At 70.6% G+C, this 19,496-nt stretch carries 15 protein-coding genes; 8 read left to right on the forward strand and 7 right to left on the reverse strand.

All coding sequences use genetic code 11. The features are described from left to right. The first annotated feature begins 42 nt into the window (after positions 1–42). Together H1D24_RS01585 and H1D24_RS01590 are read left to right on the forward strand one after the other, a co-directional pair. On the forward strand, positions 43–1,086 hold the full coding sequence (locus H1D24_RS01585) for an alpha/beta hydrolase (protein ID WP_181655489.1): 1,044 nt from the start codon (positions 43–45) through the stop codon (positions 1,084–1,086). A gap of 609 nt (positions 1,087–1,695) precedes the next feature. After that, complete coding sequence (locus H1D24_RS01590; RefSeq protein WP_309484169.1) at positions 1,696–2,892, forward strand: helix-turn-helix domain-containing protein; 1,197 nt, start codon at positions 1,696–1,698, stop codon at positions 2,890–2,892. Between the two features lie 100 nt (positions 2,893–2,992). Here the strand turns inward: H1D24_RS01590 and H1D24_RS01595 are convergent, their stop codons facing one another. Beyond that, entirely contained in the window at positions 2,993–4,489 is a 1,497-nt protein-coding gene (locus H1D24_RS01595; RefSeq protein ID WP_181655882.1) for an alginate lyase family protein, read from the reverse strand. 184 nt (positions 4,490–4,673) lie between these two features. Continuing rightward, the gene (locus H1D24_RS43455; protein ID WP_181655491.1) at positions 4,674–5,486 is read right to left on the reverse strand and encodes a PaaX family transcriptional regulator; all 813 of its coding nucleotides are present in this window, start codon (positions 5,484–5,486) and stop codon (positions 4,674–4,676) included. A gap of 170 nt (positions 5,487–5,656) precedes the next feature. Here H1D24_RS43455 and H1D24_RS01605 point away from each other — a divergent pair, with 170 nt between their 5' ends. The 5 genes from H1D24_RS01605 to H1D24_RS01625 all read left to right on the forward strand — a co-directional run bounded on the left by H1D24_RS01605 (position 5,657) and on the right by H1D24_RS01625 (position 13,546). Next, the gene (locus H1D24_RS01605; protein WP_181655492.1) at positions 5,657–7,039 is read left to right on the forward strand and encodes an MFS transporter; all 1,383 of its coding nucleotides are present in this window, start codon (positions 5,657–5,659) and stop codon (positions 7,037–7,039) included. 113 nt (positions 7,040–7,152) lie between these two features. Continuing rightward, positions 7,153–8,781, forward strand: coding sequence for an FAD-dependent monooxygenase (locus tag H1D24_RS01610; RefSeq protein WP_309484170.1), 1,629 nt, complete (start codon positions 7,153–7,155; stop codon positions 8,779–8,781). Then, entirely contained in the window at positions 8,778–11,057 is a 2,280-nt protein-coding gene (locus H1D24_RS01615; protein ID WP_309484171.1) for an acetate--CoA ligase family protein, read from the forward strand. Before H1D24_RS01610 ends, H1D24_RS01615 begins: the two co-directional genes overlap by 4 nt. Continuing rightward, positions 11,044–12,723, forward strand: a complete 1,680-nt coding sequence (locus H1D24_RS01620) for a (2,3-dihydroxybenzoyl)adenylate synthase (RefSeq protein ID WP_181655494.1) — start codon at positions 11,044–11,046, stop codon at positions 12,721–12,723. The genes H1D24_RS01615 and H1D24_RS01620 overlap by 14 nt, the downstream gene beginning before the upstream one ends. Positions 12,724–12,814: 91 nt before the next feature. Then, positions 12,815–13,546 (forward strand): alpha/beta fold hydrolase, encoded by a 732-nt coding sequence (locus tag H1D24_RS01625; RefSeq protein WP_181655495.1) that lies wholly within the window; start codon positions 12,815–12,817, stop codon positions 13,544–13,546. A gap of 135 nt (positions 13,547–13,681) precedes the next feature. On the opposite strand, the gene H1D24_RS01630 is transcribed toward H1D24_RS01625, so the two are convergent. The 4 genes from H1D24_RS01630 to H1D24_RS43915 all read right to left on the reverse strand — a co-directional run bounded on the left by H1D24_RS01630 (position 13,682) and on the right by H1D24_RS43915 (position 17,336). Continuing rightward, positions 13,682–14,101: a VOC family protein gene (locus H1D24_RS01630; RefSeq protein ID WP_181655496.1), complete on the reverse strand. Its 420-nt coding sequence runs from the start codon at positions 14,099–14,101 to the stop codon at positions 13,682–13,684. A gap of 239 nt (positions 14,102–14,340) precedes the next feature. Beyond that, positions 14,341–15,588, reverse strand: a complete 1,248-nt coding sequence (gene fmdA, locus H1D24_RS01635) for a formamidase (RefSeq protein WP_181655497.1) — start codon at positions 15,586–15,588, stop codon at positions 14,341–14,343. A 155-nt stretch (positions 15,589–15,743) separates the two neighbouring features. Next, positions 15,744–16,400, reverse strand: coding sequence for an AmiS/UreI family transporter (locus H1D24_RS01640; RefSeq protein WP_181655498.1), 657 nt, complete (start codon positions 16,398–16,400; stop codon positions 15,744–15,746). Between the two features lie 405 nt (positions 16,401–16,805). Beyond that, a complete protein-coding gene (locus tag H1D24_RS43915) occupies positions 16,806–17,336 on the reverse strand; it encodes an FmdB family zinc ribbon protein (RefSeq protein WP_374064044.1) in 531 nt (176 codons plus the stop codon). A gap of 265 nt (positions 17,337–17,601) precedes the next feature. Between H1D24_RS43915 and H1D24_RS01650 the strand changes: the two genes are divergently transcribed. Beyond that, positions 17,602–18,759 (forward strand): NAD-dependent formate dehydrogenase, encoded by a 1,158-nt coding sequence (locus H1D24_RS01650; protein WP_181655500.1) that lies wholly within the window; start codon positions 17,602–17,604, stop codon positions 18,757–18,759. A gap of 248 nt (positions 18,760–19,007) precedes the next feature. On the opposite strand, the gene H1D24_RS01655 is transcribed toward H1D24_RS01650, so the two are convergent. Next, a complete protein-coding gene (locus tag H1D24_RS01655; protein ID WP_309484172.1) occupies positions 19,008–19,421 on the reverse strand; it encodes a hypothetical protein in 414 nt (137 codons plus the stop codon). Positions 19,422–19,496 lie beyond the last annotated feature (75 nt).

Here is a 19,496-nt window from a genome sequence, read left to right on the forward strand (position 1 = left end):
AACGCCCTGGCCACCGCCGTGGCCGTGACGCGAGGAGTTCCCATGACCGCTGAGCCGACGGCCTCCGCGTCACCGGTAGCCGCAACACCGGTGGACGCATCACCCGCAGACACCGAGCCGGTGTACCCGCCGCCGCCCTTCGACCCGGAGCTGGCGGCCGCGCTGGAAGTGCTCGGTGGGCAGATTCCGCCGGGTTTCGCACCCGAGATGATCCCCTCGATGCGGGAGGGCTCGTCCGCGTTCCAGGTCCCGGACGAGGAGCTGACCAGGAACGGAGCCTTCCAGATCGAGGAGCGGGCGGTGCCCGGACCCGAGGGGGCGCCGGACATCTCGCTGCTGATCTGCAGGCCGACGGGCGCGAGCGGACCGCTCCCGGCCGTGTACCACATCCACGGCGGCGGCATGATCCTCGGCGACAACCGGCTGGGTGTGACCGAGGCGCTCGACTGGGCCGAGGAGCTGGGCCTGGTCGTGGTGTCGGTGGAGTACCGGCTCGCGCCGGAGAACCCGTATCCGGCAGGCGTCGAGGACTGCTACGCGGGCCTGGTGTGGACGGCCGAGAACGCCAAGGAGCTCGGCATCGACCCCGAACGCATGCTGGTCGCGGGCGGCAGCGCCGGTGGGGGACTCTCCGCGGCCGTCGCCCTGCTGGCCCGGGACCGCGGCGGGCCGGAGCTGATCGGGCAGATGCTGATGTGCCCGATGCTGGACGACCGCAACGACTCGGTGTCCGCCCGCCAGATGGCCGGGCGCGGTGTCTGGGACCGCACGGCCAACGAGTCGGGCTGGGGCGCACTGCTCGGCGAGGCGCGCGGCGGACCGGACGTCTCGCAGTACGCCGCCCCCGCCCGCGCGACCGACCTGTCCGGGCTGCCCCCGGCCTTCATCGACGTGGGCTCGGCGGAGACGTTCCGCGACGAGGACATCGCGTACGCGGGCCGCCTGTGGCAGGCGGGCGCCCGCGCAGAACTCCACGTCTGGCCGGGCGGCTTCCACGGCTTCGACGGCTTCGCCCCCCAGGCACCGCTGTCCCAGGAGTGCCGGGCCACCCGACTGCGCTGGCTGCGGCGACTGCTGGGCGCGTGACCGGCTGGGCCGCGAGGCCGCCCTGCGCGGCCTGGCGGCTGGGGTCGGCCTGCGTGCGCGTGCGGCCTGACGACTGGGTGGTCGACGGCTGGGGTCGGCCTGCGTGCGCGTGCGGCCTGACGACTGGGTGGTCGACGGCTGGGGTCGGCCTGCGTGCGCGTGCGGCCTGACGACTGGGTGGTCGACCGCTGGGGCGGGTCGGCGTACGCATGCCGCCGGCGACCCGAACCGTCCGGTGCGGCCTGGCGGCTGGGGTTGGCTGGCCTGCCCGTGCGGCCCGACGACCCGGTGGTCGACGGCTTGGGCTGGCCAGCGTGCGCGTGCGGCCTGACGACTGGGTGGTCGACCGCTGGAGCTGGTCGGCGTACCCATGCCGCTCACGACCCCGTTCGATCGACCGCTGGGGCCGGCTGACTGCCAGTCCGCCTGAGCAGAGCCGCCGGGCCGTCGGCGGGATGCGATGGCCCGGCGGGACCGGCCGGACCGGCCGGTCCAGCTCCGCGCCGGGTGCCGGGTCGGCGTCGGACGCCGACCCGGGTCCCGGACCGGCCCGGTGTCTTCGAACCCCGGCGCTTGGCAGGGCGGTTTCGCGGTCGCAGGATGGTGTGCGTGAAAGAGCTGGCAGGCCGGCTCGCGGCGCTCGACCCGGACGCGGGTGCCGCGTTGCAGGTCATCACGTACTTCGACCGCCTGATGGAGGGCCGGGTCGGCCTTGAGGCCCTCGTGCGCGGGGCTGCCGTCCTGTCCGGTTGCCCCGCGCGGCTGGTCGACGAGCGGCGTGGCGTACGGGTCCGGGTCGATCAGGACGGGCGGCGTGACACCTCCGTCGGGCCCGTCGACCCTGCCTGGCCATGGGTACCGCTGGACACGGTCGGCTCCCTCGGCTCCAGCGGCTCCGGATCCGGAGACTCCGGCGACTCCCCAGCGACGGGCACTGCTGACACTGCCGCCACCATCCCCACCACTCCCGCCACCGCTCCCGCCACCGCCACCACCGCCACGCCCCCGAAGGCCTCGGCCGCTCTCTGGCTGGAGCGGCCCGGCCCGGCCGACGGCGTGCACGCCATGATCCTGGAGCGGGCCGCACACGCCGTACGGGCGGTCATGGACCGGACGCGCGGATGGGCACCCCTTGCCGTACCCGCTCACGACCCCGCTCTGGTCGAGGTGGTGCTGGACGCGTCCGCGCCGCTGTCCGCACGCACGCATGCCGCGGCTCGACTGGGGCTCAGGCAGGGGCAGTCCGTACGAGCGGTCGTCCTCCACGGGGGTGGTGCGGAGGTCGTACCCGCCGGACAGCCCCTGCCCGAGGTGCGGAGGGCCGGTGTGGGACCGGCCGTGGAGCCGGCCGAGCTGCCGCAGTCGTGGGCGGCCGCCCGGACCGCGCTCCGGTTCACCGCCGAGGGCACGGCACAGGATCCCGGGCCGCGCACGGTGTACGCCGAGGAACTGGGTGCTCTCACCCTGCTCGCGGCCGCGGTGGGCCCGGACACTCCGCCGATCCCCGACGTACTCGCCGTGGAACGCGCGGTCGCGGAGGCGCCCTGGGCCGCCGCGACGCTCCACGCCGTGGCCTCCTCACCGAGCCTGCGGGCCGCCGCGGGTGAACTGACGGTGCACCACTCGACACTGCAGGAGCGCCTGGCGCAGGCCGAGCACATCCTCGGCTGGGAGGTGCACTCTCCTCAGGGTCGGCTGCGCCTGCAACTGGCCCTGGCGGTAAGGAAGTTGCAGCGAAACGCGCCCGCGCTTCCGGGTGCACGTACCGGAGACACCGGAGCGGGGCAGGCGACGACCCCGGCGTGACGGTCCAGGGAGTGACGGTCCAGGGCGTGGGTCCAGGGCGTGACGGTCCAGGGAGTGACGGCTCACGCCTGGCGTCAGCCGTCACTGTCGATGACCCCGGTCACGTCCCGTCAGCGCCCGTCGTTCCCGGGGCAGCGGCACGGCGCGCCTGCCCCCGGCGCCGGAGCAGGAGCAGCCCACCTGCGAGCGCGGTGACGCCGGTGGCGGCTGTCCAGGCCACGAGGTCGGAGGAGCCGGTGGAGGCCAGGTCGCCACGCCCGCCGAGCGGGGTGGCGCCGGAGGTCGGTGTGGCGGAACCGGCTCCCGAGCCGGACACGGCGGTGGAGGCTGACGACGATGGCGAGGGGGAGGCCGAGGAGGACGCCGAGGGGGATGCGGTCGTCTCGCCCGCGGCCGCCTTGGGCCGGGTGAAGGCCAGCGTGCCGAAGCCGAGCTGGTCGTAGCCGCCGCTGTTGGGCCCGTAGTCACCGCCGCCGCCCTCGGGGGCCGCCTGCGCGGCGATACGGGTCAGGTACGTCGCGGAGAGCCGGCGGCGCTTGGTGTAGTGGTTGGCGATCATGGCCCAGATCGGCCGGACCATGGCCGGGTCGGCGGCCGCCACCCCGGACGTGGTCTCCGTTCCCGACCAGCCGTTGATCGCGCCCTTCTTCCGGGTGAACGGGGTGAAGGGCACCTCCCCGCCCATGCTCCACTTCGCCACGTACTGGGCGCCCTTGAGGAAGCGGCTGTCGTCGTAGCCGTACAGGTCGATGCCCTGGTTCCAGGCCATCTCGCAGATGGTGCCCATCAGGCCGACGCCCAGCAGGGCGTGGCCCTGGTCGCGGCCGGCCTCGGCCCACTCGGCGAGGCCGTCGTCATGGACCACCGGGATGGCGTTCAGAATCGAGCCCATGCCCTCGCCGTGCTTGAAGTAGTCGACGGCGCGGTCGACTATGGCGCGGTCGTCGCACAGGATGCCGGTGGCGAGGACGCAGGCGATGGCCGTCAGGTCCCAGTTGGCCCAGTAGTTGGAGATGACGGCGCCGTTGTGGTTCGTGAGGAAGTCGTCGCTCAGCGGGTGGAAGACGTCGAGCATCATCTTCTGGAAGCGGGCCAGTTCGAAGCCGTCGTGGTCGCGTACGAGCTCGGCGGCGTTGGCGAACTGGTAGCCGTAGAGACCTGCGGCCAGGAACCGGTCGGCGCTGCCCTCGAGCGAGGTCAGCTTGGCCGACCAGGCGTTGAGGATGTCGCGGGCGGTGTCGGCGTACGCGGTGTCGCCGGTGACGTGCCAGCGCAGGGCGTTCTGGTACGCGGCGTGGATGTCGTTGTAGAGCGTGGCGTAGTTCTGGGGCGAGCCCACGCCGCGGTAGACGGTCGCCTGGGGGTTGGCCTGCCAGCCGCTCTGCGCGTGCCGGTTGGCGGTGAGCCGCGCGAAGCCGACGGTGTAGGGCCGGGCGCCTGCCTTCACCTTGGCCGCCATACGGTCGAGGTCGGCCTGGGTGTGCAGCAGCCCGGGGTGCGCGAACGTTCCGCCGGCCGCCGATGCCGGTACTGCCGCCGTCACGGCGGCCACCCCGATCCCGGCGGCACCCGCGGCCGCACCGGCGATCTTCAGCATGCCTCGGCGACTGATCTGTGCTGTCACGGCTGTCACTTGCTTGGTTCCTTAACGGTCGGTGACTACGGACGCGTACGCACAGGAGACGCGAGCGAGCCCGGCCGATAACAGAAAAGTGGGTCGTGCAGGCCGAGTTGGGCCGAGTTGGGCTACCGAGACCGACCGGCAGGAGGGCCGCCTCGGCTCAGCGAGCCGCAGGCCGGGCCCCCGCCACCTCGTCGTAGAACGCGTTCGCCGGAGGACCGAGGAGTTCGTGGGCCTCGATGAACATCTCGTGGGCGTCGCGCCCCACCCAGCCCGCCGGGAGCAGCTCGGTCGGCAGATCGGGGTCCCGGAAGGGGAACTTGCGGTAGTCGTACGTGAGCCGCATGCGTTCTGTCAGCGCTTCCTCGGGTGTCAGATGCCCGGCCCGGTAGGACGGCATCCGGACGCGGTAGGTGCGCAGCAGCTCGCGGTAGTCGTCGTTGAGCGCGTCCAGATCCCAGCTGCGGGCCGCCATCTCGCGGTCGACGGGCAGCCCGGCGGACTGGCAGCGCAGGGTGTCGAGGCGTACGGCGGGCTCGTCGGCGAACTTCTCCCGGACCTGCTGGAGCCGGTCGTGCGGGGACACATAGGTGGAGGGCGCGAGCGGGCCGAAGCCCAGCCACGCCAGTTCCTTGCGGATGCGGTCGCGCACGCCGCGCTCGGTCTCGGGCACCGAGTAGATGACCATGTACCAGTGGCGGTCCCAGTCGGTCCGTACCGGCTCGAAGATGCGTGACCGGCCCTCGTCGAGCAGCTGGAGGCTGCGGGCGTTGAGCGCGTAGAGGGTCTCGCGGCCTTCACGCCGCGCGTCGAACCAGCCCTCCTTGCGCAGCCGGGCGAGCACCACGCGCACGGTGCTCTCGCCGACGCCGAAGCAGCCCATGAGCGTGCTGAGGGTGCGCAGCCGGGCGGCGCCGCCGCGGTAGCGGACGTAGTCGCCGAACAGGTCGAAGACGATCGAGCGAGGCTTCACGAACACGACTATGTCATACGACCGACCGTCGCGAGGAAGAGACGGATGTGCCGGATGACCATGCCAGCACTGGAAAAATTGGGTGTCATCTCATTGACGGTCGCGTTTCAGACGACACATACTGCCGACGTTCCGGCCATCCAGGCCGGCCGAGGCTGCAGGAGTCGGCAATGACGCCAGAGACTGTTCAACCCGCTGTTCGCCCCGAGCGCGCCGCACGCCGGCGCCGTCCCGAGTTCCTGGTCACCGGCCTGTGCTTCGCGGTGATCGTCTTCGACGGATACGACCTGATCGTCTACGGCGCCACCGTCCCGGCGCTGCTGCAGTACGACAGCTGGAACCTGACGCCCGCCATGGCAGGCGCCATCGGCAGCTACGCGCTCATCGGCATGCTGATCGGCGCGCTGATCGCGGGCGCCGTCACCGACACGGTCGGGCGGCGCAGGGTGCTGCTGACCGGAGTCGCCTGGTTCTCCGCCACGATGATCGGCTGTGCGCTGGCGCCGGACGCGACCTGGTTCGGGATCTTCCGGTTGCTGGGCGGGATCGGTCTCGGCGGGGTCATGCCGACCGCTGTCGCGCTGACCGCCGAGTACGCGGACCCCAAGCGGCGCAGCCTCAACAACGCGATGATGTTCTCCGGTTACGCGGTCGGCGGGATCATCGCGGCCGTGCTCGCCATGACCCTCATGCCCGCGCTCGGATTCCGGTTCATGTACGCCATGGGGGCTGCCCCGCTGCTGCTCGTACCGCTGCTGGCCCGCTACGTACCGGAGTCGCTGGCCTTCCTGACGGCGAAGGGGCGGCACGAGGAGGCGGCCAGGACGGCGGCGAAGCTCGGCATCGAGGTGCCGGCGCCCGGTGCCGCATCGGACGACAGACCTGCTCCGGACGGCGAAGCCCTCGGGCAGCGGAAGCGGGCCGGGCTCATGCAGCTGGCCGGCCGGGAGTACCTCGGGCCCGCGCTCCTCTTCGCGGCGGTCAGCTTCTTCGGACTGCTGCTGGTGTACGGCCTGAACACCTGGCTCCCGCAGATCATGCGCGCGGCCGGCTACCCGCTCTCCGGCTCCCTGCTGTTCCTGCTGGTGATGAACCTCGGCGCGGTCGTCGGCTCACTCCTCATCTCCCCGCTGGGCGACCGGTTCGGCATGAAGCCGGTGACGATGGCCGTCTTCCTGGCCGCCGCCGTCTCCATCACGCTGCTCGCTTTCGCGACGGCCGCGCCTCTGATGTACGCCTTGGTCGCGGTGGCGGGCTTCGGCACCATCGGCGCGCAGATCATGGTCCTGGGCTATGTGGCCCAGCACTTCCCCGTGGAGGTCCGGGCCACCGCCCTCGGGTGCACGCTGGGACTGGGGCGGCTCGGCGCGATCACCGGTCCGCTGTTCGGCGGCTTCCTGCTGGATGCCGGAGTCAGCACGGCGTGGAACTTCTACGCCTTCGCCGTGCCCGCCGCCCTCGCCACCGCGCTGGTGCTGCTGCTCCCGGGGCGGGCACTCGTGGAGCGGGGACTCCCGGGGCAGGAGCGGAATCTTTCCGCAACAAATCATTGACGAGCGTAAGTCAATACGACACACAATTGAGCTCCGGGTGGCGGTCGCTGGAAACGCGTCCGGAGCTGTACTCGACGCGGAGGCAGTACATCATGGTTTCTCGGATCGCTTGCGTGGGAGGCGGCCCCGGCGGGCTGTTCTTCGCGACGCTCATCAAGCAGGCCGATCCGTCGGTCGAAGTCACCGTCTTCGAGCGGAACCGGGCAGAGGACACCTTCGGCTTCGGTGTGGTGTTCTCCGACGCGACGCTGGCCGGAATCCACGAGGCCGATCCGGTGCTGCGGACCGGCCTCGCGGACCACGGCCGGCACTGGGACGACATCGAGATCCGGCTGAAGGGCCGGCGGATCCGCTGCGGTGGCAACGGCATGGCGGCCATCACCCGTAAGACGCTGCTCCAGCTGCTGCACCGGCGCGCGGCGGAGGTCGGGGTCGACCTGCGGTTCAGCTCCGAGGTGCCGTCCGACCCCGGGCAGTTGGCCGACTACGACCTCATCGTCGCCGCCGACGGGGCGAACTCCGCCTTCCGGGGCCGCCTCGCCGACGTACTGGTGCCCGAGGTCGAGGTCGCCACCGCCAAGTTCATCTGGTTCGGAACCAGCTACCTCTTCGACGGCCTGACCTTCGTCCACGAACACGGCCCGCACGGAACGTTCGCCGTGCACGGCTATCCGATCAGCGACGACGTCAGCACCTTCATCGTGGAGACGGACGAGGAGTCGTGGCGGTCCGCCGGTCTCGACGAGTTCGACACCGCGCAGCCGCCGGGCCCGAGCGACGAGAAGAGCAGGCGGTATCTGGAGAAGCTGTTCGCCGAGCAGATCGACGGACACGAGCTGCTGGTCAACAACTCCCGCTGGGGCAACTTCCGTACCTGGCGCACCCGCCGCTGGACCAGCGGCAACGTCGCCCTGCTCGGCGACGCCGCGCACACCGCGCACTTCTCGGTCGGCTCCGGGACGAAGATGGCCATGGAGGACGCCGTCGCGCTCGCCGGCAGCCTGCTGGAACACCGCGACGACCTGCCGTCCGCGCTGGAGGCGTACGAGGCGGCACGGCGGCCCTCGGTGGAGAAGATCCAGGGCTCCGCCCGCCCGAGCCTGTCGTGGTGGGAGCACTTCGGCCGCTACCACGACGCGTTCGAGCCGACGCAGTTCGCCTTCCACTTCATGTCGCGCAGCATCGGCAAGGAGCGGATCGCCCGCCGCGACCCGGAGTTCATCGGGCAGGTGGAGCGCGACTGGCGCGCCGGGCACGAGGACCGCGACCCGCTCGAGACGCCGCTGCGGCTGGGCGAGCGGGAGTTCGCCGGGCGGCGGTTGAGCACGGCGGACATCGAGGAGCTCAGGGCCGCGGATTCGGGCTGTGTGTGGCTCGCCGCGCCGGACGGGGAGGCGGAGCTGCCTGCGGCGTACGGGCGACTGGCCGAAGCCGTCGCGACCGTCGCGGATCAGGGCGCGTCGGCGCTGGCCGCCGTGCACGGCGGCACACCGCTCACCCGGTCCCTGCTCGCGGAGCAGGCCCGGCTGGTGCACGGGATACCCGCGCTGATCGTGGAGGACGGCATGGACGACGACCGCGCAGAGACGCTGCTGCTGTCGGGCCGTGCCGATCTGGTCGGTTCGCTGAGTGATGTCGGTTCGCTGGGTGATGTCGGTTCGCTGGGCGAATCCGGTTCGCCGAGCGACTCCCGCTCTCTCAAAGAAGCCGGCGCGCTGGGCGAAGGGGAGGCGCGGGCGTGACCACGAATCTGACACCGATGTTCGCGCCCTCGGGCGTCGTCGTGATCGGCGCATCGCGCCAGAGCGGCAAGCTCGGCGCCGCCATGGCCCGTTCGCTGGCCGCCTTCCCCGGCTCCCGCGCCCTGGTCAACGCGCGCCGCCCGGAACCGGCCGAGGGTGTCTACGCCTCGGTCACCGAGGCCGCCGCGCACACCGACGGGCGGCTTGACCTGGCCATCCTGTGCGTACCCGCCGCCGGCTGCGCCGACGCCCTGGCCGAGGCGGCCGCCGCCGGTTGCCGGGCCGCGCTGGTCTGCGCGGGCGGCTTCGGCGAGGCGGGCCCGGAGGGCGAGCAGTACGCGGACGCCCTGCGCCAGGTCGCCGACCGGACCGGAATCCGGCTCCTAGGGCCCAACACCTCGGGGTTCTTCGCCCCTCAGCGTGGACTGACGGCCAGTTTCGTCCCGGCCGCGGCGCACCTTCCCGCCGGGGACATCGCGGTGGTCGCGGCCAGCGGCGGCGTCAATCACGCGCTCGCCTTCGACCTTGCGGATGCCGGGAACGGCATCAGCCTGGGTGTGGGCATCGGCGCGGGGCTCGATGTGACCGCCGCCGACGTGCTGGAACACCTGATCGCGGACGCGGGTACGGCCGCGGTGGCCCTGCACCTGGAGACGGTGCCGGACGGGCCGCGTCTGGTGGCCGCCGTACGACGGCTCGTCGCCGCCAAGCCGGTGGTGGCGCTGGTCGTCGGGCGGTCGGACGTCGGTGACTTCGCGCGGTCGCACACGGGTGCGCTGGCCACCTCATGGCGTACGGCACGGGCCGCGCTGCGGCAGGCAGGGGCCGTGGTCGTCGACGACGAGCGGGAACTGGTCGACGCGATCACCGCCCTGTCACGTGTACGACTGCCCGCGCACGCCGACCCGGGACTCGGCATCGTGACCGCCCAGGCCGGTCCTGGCCTGCTGCTCGCGGACCGGTCGGCGGCGGACGGCATCCGGATGCCGGAGCTGACCGAGGCCACCCAGGACGCGCTCGGTGGGCTGCTGCCACCGCTGACGTATCAGCGCAACCCGGTCGACACGGGTCGGCCCGGCGAGACCTTCGCCAGGGTGCTCGGCGTGACGGCGGCCGACCCCGCGGTGGATCTGCTGGCCGTCTACGCGCTGACCGAGCCCGACAGCGTCGACGTGGCGTCCGCCGCGCAGGACGCGGGCCTCGGCGCCGACTCGCCCGCGGTGGTCGTCGTCGGCGGCCCGCATGAGGATGTCGCCGAGCAGCGGGCGCGGCTGCACAAGGCGGGAATCCCCGCGCTCACGGGACCGACGTCGGCCGCCAACGCGGTACGGGCCCTGGTCACCGACGCGCGGCAGCGGGCGCGGGTGGCCGTGGCGAGAGTGGCCACCGATCCCGGGACCACGGGCGTGCCCGGGAGCCCTCTCGACGAGGACGGTGCCAAAACGTTCCTGGGCACCCTCGGCATCCGTACCCCCGAACGCGTCGCGTGCGACACCCGCGAGGAAGCACACCGCGCATTCGAACGGCTGGCAGTCGGCGGGCAGTCGGTCGCCGTGAAGGTGCTCGACGCGGCGATCCTCCACAAGACGGAGATCGGCGGGGTCCGGCTCGGGATCCGCACCCCTGCGGAACTGGACGCGGCCCTGGACGCGATCGACGCCATCGACGGGACGGGCTCCACCGCCCCGGGCGGCCGTCGCTACCTCGTCGAGGCCATGGCCCCGACCGGCGTCGACCTGGTGCTCGGCGCCCGCCACGACCCCGTCTTCGGGCCCGTCGTACTGGCCGGGCTCGGCGGAACCGCAGCCGAGGCGCTCGCCGACGTGGCGATCCGGCTCGCACCGCTGTCCCCGGCCGAGGCCGCGGCCATGCCGGACGAGCTCGCCGCCCGTGCGCTGCTCGACGGCTGGCGGGGCGGACCGGTGCTCGACCGCGCCGAGTTCGGACGGGTCGCCGCCGCGCTCGCCGACGCCCTCGCGGCGAGTCCGCCGGACGTGGCCGAGATCGAGATCAACCCGCTGCGTCTCACCGCCGACGGCCTGATCGCACTGGACGCCGTCATCGTGCACACCGGCGCGGCCACCGTGCACGGCACCGGTGCTGGTATCGAGCACACCGGTGCCGGCATCGAGCACACCGGTGCCATCACCGCGCCCGCCGGCGCCGTCACCGCGCCCGCCGGCGCCGTCACCGCGCCCGCCGGCGCCGTCACCGCGCCCGCCGGCGAGGAGCCCGGCCAGGAGACCGACAAGGAGACCGATCATGCCCAGGCCTAGCAGCAACGGCGCTGTGCCCTGGCCCGACGCGTACGCCGAGCTCTACACCGACAAGGGCTACTGGACCGGGCAGACCCTCGGCGACGCGCTGCTGGCGGTCGCGGACGCCACGCCCGATGCGGTCGCCCTCGTCGACGGCGACCGCACGCTGACACACCGTCAACTCGCCGAGCGAGCCGACTCCACCGCGCTCCGCCTCGCCGAACTGGGACTGCGCCCCGACGACCGGCTCGTGGTGCAGCTCCCCAGCACCCTCGAGTTCGTGGTCCTGACGTACGCATGTCTGAGGCTCGGCGTCATCCCGGTGATGGCCCTGCCCGGTCACCGCCGGCACGAGATCTCCCATCTCGTCGGGCACTCCGAAGCGGTGGGGATCGCGGTCCCGGACGTCCTGAAGGACTTCGACCACCAGGGGATGGCGGCCGCCGTCGCCGACGAGTCGCCTACCGTCCGCCATCTCCTCGTCCTCGGCGACAAGATCGGCGAAGGGGCCGTCGACCTGCGGGAGCTGTGCGCGCCACCAGAGGAGGGAGCGGCAGAGGCCGAGGCAGCGAGGGCCGCCGTGGACGCGTACCGGCCCGACAGCCGCTCGATCGCGGTCTTCCTGCTCTCCGGCGGCACCACCGGGCTGCCCAAGCTGATCGCCCGTACCCACGACGACTACCTCTACAACGCCCGCCGCAGCGCCGAGGTCTGCGGCTTCGGCCCGGACACGGTGTATTTCGCCGCGCTGCCCCTCGGGCACAACTTCCCGCTCGCCTGCCCGGGTCTGCTCGGCGCGCTCCTGTGCGGCGGCCGTACCGTCCTCGGCTCCCCGAGCCCCGACAAGGCGTTCGCCCTCATCGAACGCGAAGGCGTCACCGCGACCGCCGTGGTCCCGGCCATCGCCCAGCGCTGGCTGGAGCACCGGCAGGACCACCCCGGCGCCGATCTCGGCTCGCTGCGCGTCCTGCAGGTCGGCGGCTCGCGACTGGCCGACCATGTCGCCCGCCGCGTGCGCCCGGAACTCGGCTGCACGCTCCAGCAGGTGTTCGGCATGGCGGAGGGGCTGCTCAACTACACGCGCCTGGACGACCCCGAGGACGTCATCTGTACGACGCAGGGGCGCCCCATGTGCGAGGACGACGAACTCCTCGTCGTCGACGAACTCGGCGAGCCGGTACCCGACGGGACACCAGGCGTGCTGCTCACCCGCGGTCCGTACACCCCGCGCGGCTACTACCGCGCCGAGGAGCAGAACGCCCGCGCGTTCACCGAGGACGGCTGGTACCGCACCGGCGACATCGTGCGGCTGCGGCCCGACGGCAACCTCGTCGTCGAGGGCCGCGACAAGGACATGATCATCCGCGGCGGCGAGAACATCTCTGCCGAGGAGATCGAGAACCTCGCGTACCAGACGCCCGGGGTCGCCCGCGCGGCCGCGGTGGCGATGCCGGACGCCCAACTGGGCGAGCGTGTCTGCCTGTACGTCGTACCGGAACCCGGCTGCACCGTGACCCTCGCCGACGTGCACGAGGTGATGGAGCGCGTGGGCGTCGCGCGCTTCAAGTTCCCGGACCGGTTGGTGGTGGTCCCCGAACTGGTCGCCACCAAGGTCGGAAAGATCGACAAGAAGGCGCTGCGCGCCGACATCTCGCGCCGACTCGGCTCCGAACACACCGCTTGACACACCGCTTGGTGCCGGGCCGCGCCGAACGGCGCAAGCTCGCCCGCAAGGTCAAGCGGCGCTACAAGGCACGCGATCAAAGGAGATCGACATGAGTGAGACCTTCGTGCTCGTCACGGGAGCCTGGCACGGCGGATGGGCCTGGCGCCCGGTCGCCACCGCGCTCCGGGCCGCCGGGCACCAGGTGCACACCCCCACCCTGGTAGGCCTCGGCCCCGACGACGACCCGCGCGGCGTGACCCTCACCGACACCGTGAACGGGCTCGTCGAGTACGTCGAGCACGCGGGCCTGACCGACGTCACCCTGGTCGGCCACAGCTGGGGCGGCTACGTGCTGACCGGCGCCGCGCCCCGGCTCGCGTCCCGGCTGCGGCGGCTGGTCTTCTGGAGCGCGTTCGTCCCGGAGGACGGCGAGTCGCTGATCGACGCGTGCCCGCCGCACTACGGGGAGATGTTCCACGCGCTTGCCGCCGCCTCCGGCAACGACACCGTGCTGCTGCCGCTGGAGGTCTGGCAGCAGGCCTTCATGCAGGACGCAGGAGAGGAGGCCCAGCGGACGGTCCACTCCCTGCTCGTTCCGCAACCGCTCGGCACGTTCACCGAGAAGCCGGACACGGCCGCGTTTCAGGCGCTCGGCATACCCACCAGTTACGTCCTGTCCACGGAGGACGTCTCACTGCCGGGTGAATGGGCCTGGGCCGAACGCTTCCCGCAGCGCCTGAAGAACCCGCTGGTCATCGAGGCCCCCGGAAGCCACGAGGGCTGCTTCACCCGCCCCACCGAACTGGCCGACGCCTTCATCAGGGCCTGCGCGTCGCGTTAAGGCGTGGGCCCTCCTGTAGGTTGCCCCGGCAAGGCTCGAACGGTCCCGCCGACGTGTCGGCGTCAGGTAGGCGGGACCGGGAATGTGGGATCTGGCCGGGGCCACCCGCGGGTGGGTCCGGTCAGGTGGGTCCGGTCAACTGGGCGGCTGGACGATGTTGACCATCCAGGAGACGCCGAAGCGGTCGATGCACATCCCGAAGGTGTCGCCCCACATCTGCTTCTCCAGCGGGACGGACACGGTGCCGTCGGCGGACAGCTTCTCCCAGTAGCCGCTCAGCTCGGCGTCGTCGTCGCCGCTGAGGCTCACCGAGAAGTTGTTGCCCGGCGTGTGCTCGCCCTCGGGGGTGTCGGCGCCCATCAGGGTGAAGCCGCTCGGGGTCTCCAGCATGCCGTGCATGATCTTGTCGGCGTCCGGGGCGTCCGGGGCGTCCGGCTGGCCGAACTGTCCGTAGGCGGTGAGCGCCAGGGTGCCGCCGAAGACCTCCTTGTAGAACTCCAGCGCCTGCCGGGCGTCTCCGGCGAAGATCAGGTACGGGTTGAGTCGCGAGGCCATGAATACCTCCTGAAACGGGGTAAGCGGTCGGATCTGCGCGCAGACTAGCGCGGCCCACTGACAACGGCCTGCAGACAGAAGGAGGCCGGCCCAGTGCGCGGAGCGCATATCTGGGCCGGCTCAGTACAGGAGCTTGATCCGAAGTGCCCCGGTGGGGACACGGAACATGGGACGAGTGACCAAAGGACCGGTCGGACTCAGGTGGTCACCGGTCGCACTCAGGTGGTCACCGGTCGGACTCAGGTGGTCACCGCGCACTGACCGCGGTCCGCGGTCTTGGGTCCCTCCGTGGTGGGGCGGAGGTCGAAGTCGAAGATACTGGTGGGCAGGTAGAGGGAGCAGCAGGCGTTGGGGATGTCGACGATCCCGCTGATGCGTCCCTCGATGGGGGCCGCGCCGAGGAGCAGGTAGGCCTGCTCTCCCGTGTAGCCGAACCTCTTCAGGTACTCGACGCCGTTGAGGCAGGCGCGGCGATAGGCGACCGTCGCGTCCAGGTAGTAGTTGGTGTCGGTGTCGTGGTCCACGGAGACCCCGATGAAGGTGAGGAACTCCGAGTACCGCGGCTCGACGTTTCCCGGCATGAACATGGGGTTGGTGCTGACGCCGTACTTCTCCATGCCGCCCTTGATCAGATCGACGTGGAAGTCGATGTAGCCGCCCATCTCGATGGCGCCGCAGAAGGTGATCTCACCGTCTCCCTGGCTGAAGTGCAGATCACCGCCCGACAGCTTGGCGTCCTTGACGTGCACGGGGTAGAAGACGCGGGATCCCCGAGTGAAGTTCTTGATGTCGTGGTTGCCGCCGTTCTCCCGTGCGGGAACGGTGCGAGCTCCATCCCGGGCGATGGCTTCGGCCTCCGATCCGGTCGCCTTGCCGACGAGAGCGGCATTGGCGGTGGGCGCGAGTCCGAGAGCCGGGACCCGGTCGGGGTCGGTGTCGATCAGGGCCTGCTCGCGCCTGTTCCACCTCTCCAGCAGTTCCGCTGAGGGCGCGGTGCCGAAGAGACCGGGGTGGGTGATGCCGGTGAAGCGGACACCGGGTAGGTGCCTGGACGTCGCCACCTGCCCGTGGAAGTCCCATATCGCCTTGTAGGCGTCCGGGAAGTAGTCCGTCAGGAAGCCTCCACCGTTGGCCTTGGCGAAGACGCCCGTATATCCCCAGCCCTGGCCCGGTGCGTCTCCGACCTGTTGCGGTACCGGTCCGAGGTCGAGAATGTCTACGACAAGCAGGTCGCCCGGCTCCGCGCCTTCGACGCCTATGGGCCCGCTGAGCATGTGTGTGGCATCCAGTTCGACATCGCGCACGTCGTTGGCGGAGTCGTTGTTGCCGATCTGCGCGTCGGTCCATTCCCGGCATTCGACTCGGAACTCGTCCCCGGGGCGGACCATCGCGACGACCGGGACGTCTGGGTGCCACCTGTTGTGTCCAGGTACATCCTGGTCGCGCATCGACTTGGACTGGTCGACGCTGAAGATTACTTCAGGCATGTGAACTCATTCCTCAGGTGTTCTGTACCGGTGAGCGGGTGCGGTGCGGCATGGCACTCGGGGTACCCCGGGTGGCACTCGGGGTACCCCGGGTGTCCCCTCATGCCGCCTCCTTGCGTCTCGTCAACCACCTCCCGCGCTCTGAATCGACGCCGCTAGCCGGGGCTGCCGGCCGGGTAGCCAGGGGCGCCGTACTGCGCCTCCGCGGGCTTGCCCGGCCCCCTCCGGCGGAGTACGAACCACAGCGAGCCGAAGGTCAGCACGGCGAACGCGCCCAGCGCGATCGCGATCTCGTAGTAGTTCTCCGCGACCCAGTAACCGGACAGCAGCAGGAATGCCGGTATGACGCCGGTCACCCAGCCTTCGATTGCGGTCACCCAGCCGACGTAGGGCGTCAGGGCCTCCCGTTTCAGTCCCAGCGCCAGGAAGAAGAGGAACCAGAGGAACGACCAGTAGAGCCATATGACTCCGAAGGGCGCATCGTCGAACAAGCGGAAACTGACGAAGGAATAACCCAGAGCCACGATGGACACGAACAGTGAGTAATACCCCACGCCTGTCGTGTCGAGCCCCATGAGCAGTCCGATTCCCACATACAGATATGTGAAGCCGAAGAGGAAAATGCCCGACGCCAGCAGAATTCTTCTGGGATCCTGATTCGCGGCGATGATGAGATATATGGGCGTCAGGACCTGAAGCCCGCCCACGAACAGGTTGAATATGGCAGCTGACCGGCTGTCCACCTTCCCCAGCAGCATCAACCCGTTCAGGAACAGCACCGCGCCAACGAAGAGAAGTCCGACGTTGGCCAAGGGGATACACCTCCCGTTATTCCGCTCTCGCGAGCGATACGCCCGCCGGCCGGTCACTGCGACCGAAAGCTGTTGTGCTCGATAAAGCTGTTATCCGCGATTCCGCGCCATGCCCGGAGGCGACTGTTTGAGGCCGCCCGATGTCCTTTCCGACGCCCTTCGCGACGCCCTTCGCGACGCCCTTCGCGACGCCCTTCGCGACGCCCTTCGCAGAAGGGCGGACCGACCGGCACAGACCGATCCCGCCGGTGTGCCGACAGATCCGACCGATCCGGCCGGTGTATCGACCGAGATCCGGCCGATTCGGCCCTGCGCGACTTCCCTCTCATGTCCGGGGCCGGGCAGGGAGTTTCCTGCTGAAAAGGGCCAGGGAACTTCCCACTCAGGGCCGGGGAGCCTCCCCGCTCAGGGCCGGGGGAGCCGGGCAACCGCCGGATGGACCGGCCTCGGCGCAGCATCCTTGGGAGGCACCCGCGTGACCACCGCGGGATTCTCCCGAGACTTTTCCTCCAGCTCTCGCAGGCCCGCGACGGCAGGTGACGTGAAGGCGATCGCGGGTGACGAATACACACGCCGTGCCGAATTCGCACACCGCGGGCAGACCTGCTCGCTGGGTGCAGTGCCCATCGGCAGTTTTACGTCGAATGATCCGCAGTGTTTGCAAGAATATTCGTACGTCGCCATGAGTGGTCTCCGCCCCGCCGCGCCGCGGCCCACGGCCATGGGCGCGGATCTGGTCGAGCCGACGAATACCGCAGAACCTCTCATTCCAGGCAACGCCTCAGACGACGGCGTGTCAAGGCGAGTTGAAAGTGCTCCGGGCGCCGCCCTGGGCCGCCGTACGAAATGGGCGGGGTGCGACGTGGACACCACCGGGCGCCGCGGACGCGAATGGTGCACCGCGTGCCGCGCAGAGGTGGTGCACGACGGGCACATTGATCGTTTCCAGGCTTACCGTGTGCGTTCAATTCCCCCGCGCGGTCGGGGCGTTGCCGACGCGGTTATTCAGCCGCTCCGGCGCGGTAATTCGGCCGGTCCGGGCGGTGATTCACCCGCTCCGGCGCGGTGATTCAGCCGGTCCAGGGCGCGTTTGATGCGCGACGAGCCGGGCACTTGGCTCTCGACAGGAAGGCCGGCCGGAGCGCATGCACGGCTACCGGACTGTCGGCTGCGTGCCGGCCTTCGGCGATGGAGGACGGCCATGGCAAAGATCCTCACGGTACTTTATCCGGACCCCGTCGACGGCTACCCGCCCAGGTATGCCCGTGACGAGATTCCCGTCATCAGCAGCTATCCCGGCGGGCAGACGACGCCTACGCCCCAGGGCCTCGACTTCAAGCCGGGCGAATTGGTCGGCTGCGTCTCCGGCGAACTCGGTCTGCGCCCGTTCCTGGAGAGCCGGGGCCATACGCTGGTCGTCACCTCCGACAAGGAGGGACCCGACTCCGTGCTGGAGCGCGAACTCCCCGACGCAGACGTGGTGATCTCGCAGCCGTTCTGGCCCGCCTATCTCACCCCTGACCGGATCCGGCGCGCGGAGCGCCTGAAGCTGTCGATCACAGCCGGGATCGGTTCGGACCACGTGGACCTGCCAAGTGCTATCGAGCACGACATCACCGTTGCGGAGATCACCTACAGCAACAGCATCAGCGTGTCCGAGCACGCAGTCATGTACATTCTCGCCCTTATCCACAACTACCTCCCCGCCCACGAGTGGGTCACCACCCGAAGAGGGTGGAACGTCGCCGACAGCGTCTCGCGGAACTACGACGTGGAGGGCATGGACGTCGGCGTATTCGGTGCCGGACGCATCGGCCTGGCGGTGCTCCGCCGGCTCAAGCCGTTCGACGTGAAGCTGCACTACAACGACGTGCACAGGTTGCCACAGGACCTCGAGAAGGAGCTAGGGCTGACCTGGCATGAGGATGTCCACTCCCTGGCGGCCGCCGTCGACGTGCTCTCCATCCACGCGCCGCTGCACGCAAAGACGGTGAACCTCTTCAACGACGAGATGCTGGCGACCATGAAGCGCGGCTCCTACATCGTCAACACGGCCCGCGCGCTGATCGTCGACCGGGACGCCGTGGTACGCGCTCTGGAGCGAGGCGATCTGGCGGGCTACGCCGGTGACGTCTGGTACCCGGAGCCGCCGGAGGATGACCACCCGTGGCGCACCATGCCGCACGAGGGCATGACCCCACACGTAGCCGGTTCGACGCTCTCCGCGCAGGCCAGGTACGCGGCAGGCGTCCGGGAGATCCTGGAGTGCTGGTTCGACAACCGCCCGATCCGTCAGGAGTACCTCATCGTGGAGGGCGGCCGGCTGGCCGGGACCGGGGCCCGCTCGTACACGGTCTGACGGAGCGGGTTGGGAGCACGGTCTGACGGAGCGGGGTGGGAGCCCCGACGGACAGGGACAGGAGCCGGCCGACGGGGCCGTCGCCGCCCGGGCGGCAACGACCCCGCCGACCTTGGTCCGGATGATGCGACCAATGGGATCCGGCGCACGTGTCAGAGCGCGATCCGGCGTACGTGTCAGGGCGTGACCCGACGTACGCGTCAGGGCGTGCCCCCGACGTACGTGTCAGAGTGTTTCCGACGTACGTGTCAGGGAGCGTCCGTGCCTGGGGCGCCCGCGATCGCGCACGCGCGGCACGGGGGCCGGCCGCAGGTGCACTGCAGGATGCCGTCCAGCACCTCATGGTCGTGGTAGAGGCACTCGTCCCGGCAGGTGTGGCGCGGGATAAAGCCCGCCTGCAACTCGTCCGGCCAAGGCTCTTCGCCCTCGCGGCAGCGCACGAACCGCTCGGGATCCGTGGAGTGCAGCTGATGCATGCTCTCCCGGGCCTTGCCCTCGAGGTCGCGCGTTTCGGCGACCATGGCTTTGAGCTGCTCGGCGAGACCGGAGAACGCGGTGTCGCCGGTTCTCACATGGGCGGCGCGCAGTGCCATGACGGCGTTGCCCAGAAACCGTCGAGCGTCCTGGAGATCGGTGACGTGGTGCAGTTGGATACCGGTCACGCCTCTGACCCAAACGGCGTCTTCGCTCACTTTTCCACCTTCCGGGCTCGAGTCGCCCTCTGGCGATGCCGACGC

The organism is Streptomyces himalayensis subsp. himalayensis, from assembly GCF_013778455.1.
GTDB classification, from domain to species: Bacteria; Actinomycetota; Actinomycetes; order Streptomycetales; family Streptomycetaceae; genus Streptomyces; species Streptomyces himalayensis.

Excerpts from the sequence above, each read along its gene's own strand:
- H1D24_RS01595 (WP_181655882.1), bottom strand. The coding sequence starts at position 4,489 with ATGCTGAAGATCGCCGGTGCGGCCGCGGGTGCCGCCGGGATCGGGGTG.
- H1D24_RS01630 (WP_181655496.1), bottom strand. The coding sequence starts at position 14,101 with ATGGCCTCGCGACTCAACCCGTACCTGATCTTCGCCGGAGACGCCCGG.
- H1D24_RS01585 (WP_181655489.1), top strand. The coding sequence starts at position 43 with ATGACCGCTGAGCCGACGGCCTCCGCGTCACCGGTAGCCGCAACACCG.
- H1D24_RS01625 (WP_181655495.1), top strand. The coding sequence starts at position 12,815 with ATGAGTGAGACCTTCGTGCTCGTCACGGGAGCCTGGCACGGCGGATGG.
- H1D24_RS01620 (WP_181655494.1), top strand. The coding sequence starts at position 11,044 with ATGCCCAGGCCTAGCAGCAACGGCGCTGTGCCCTGGCCCGACGCGTAC.
- H1D24_RS01605 (WP_181655492.1), top strand. The coding sequence starts at position 5,657 with ATGACGCCAGAGACTGTTCAACCCGCTGTTCGCCCCGAGCGCGCCGCA.
- H1D24_RS01650 (WP_181655500.1), top strand. The coding sequence starts at position 17,602 with ATGGCAAAGATCCTCACGGTACTTTATCCGGACCCCGTCGACGGCTAC.
- fmdA (WP_181655497.1), bottom strand. The coding sequence starts at position 15,588 with ATGCCTGAAGTAATCTTCAGCGTCGACCAGTCCAAGTCGATGCGCGAC.
- H1D24_RS43915 (WP_374064044.1), bottom strand. The coding sequence starts at position 17,336 with ATGTGCCCGTCGTGCACCACCTCTGCGCGGCACGCGGTGCACCATTCG.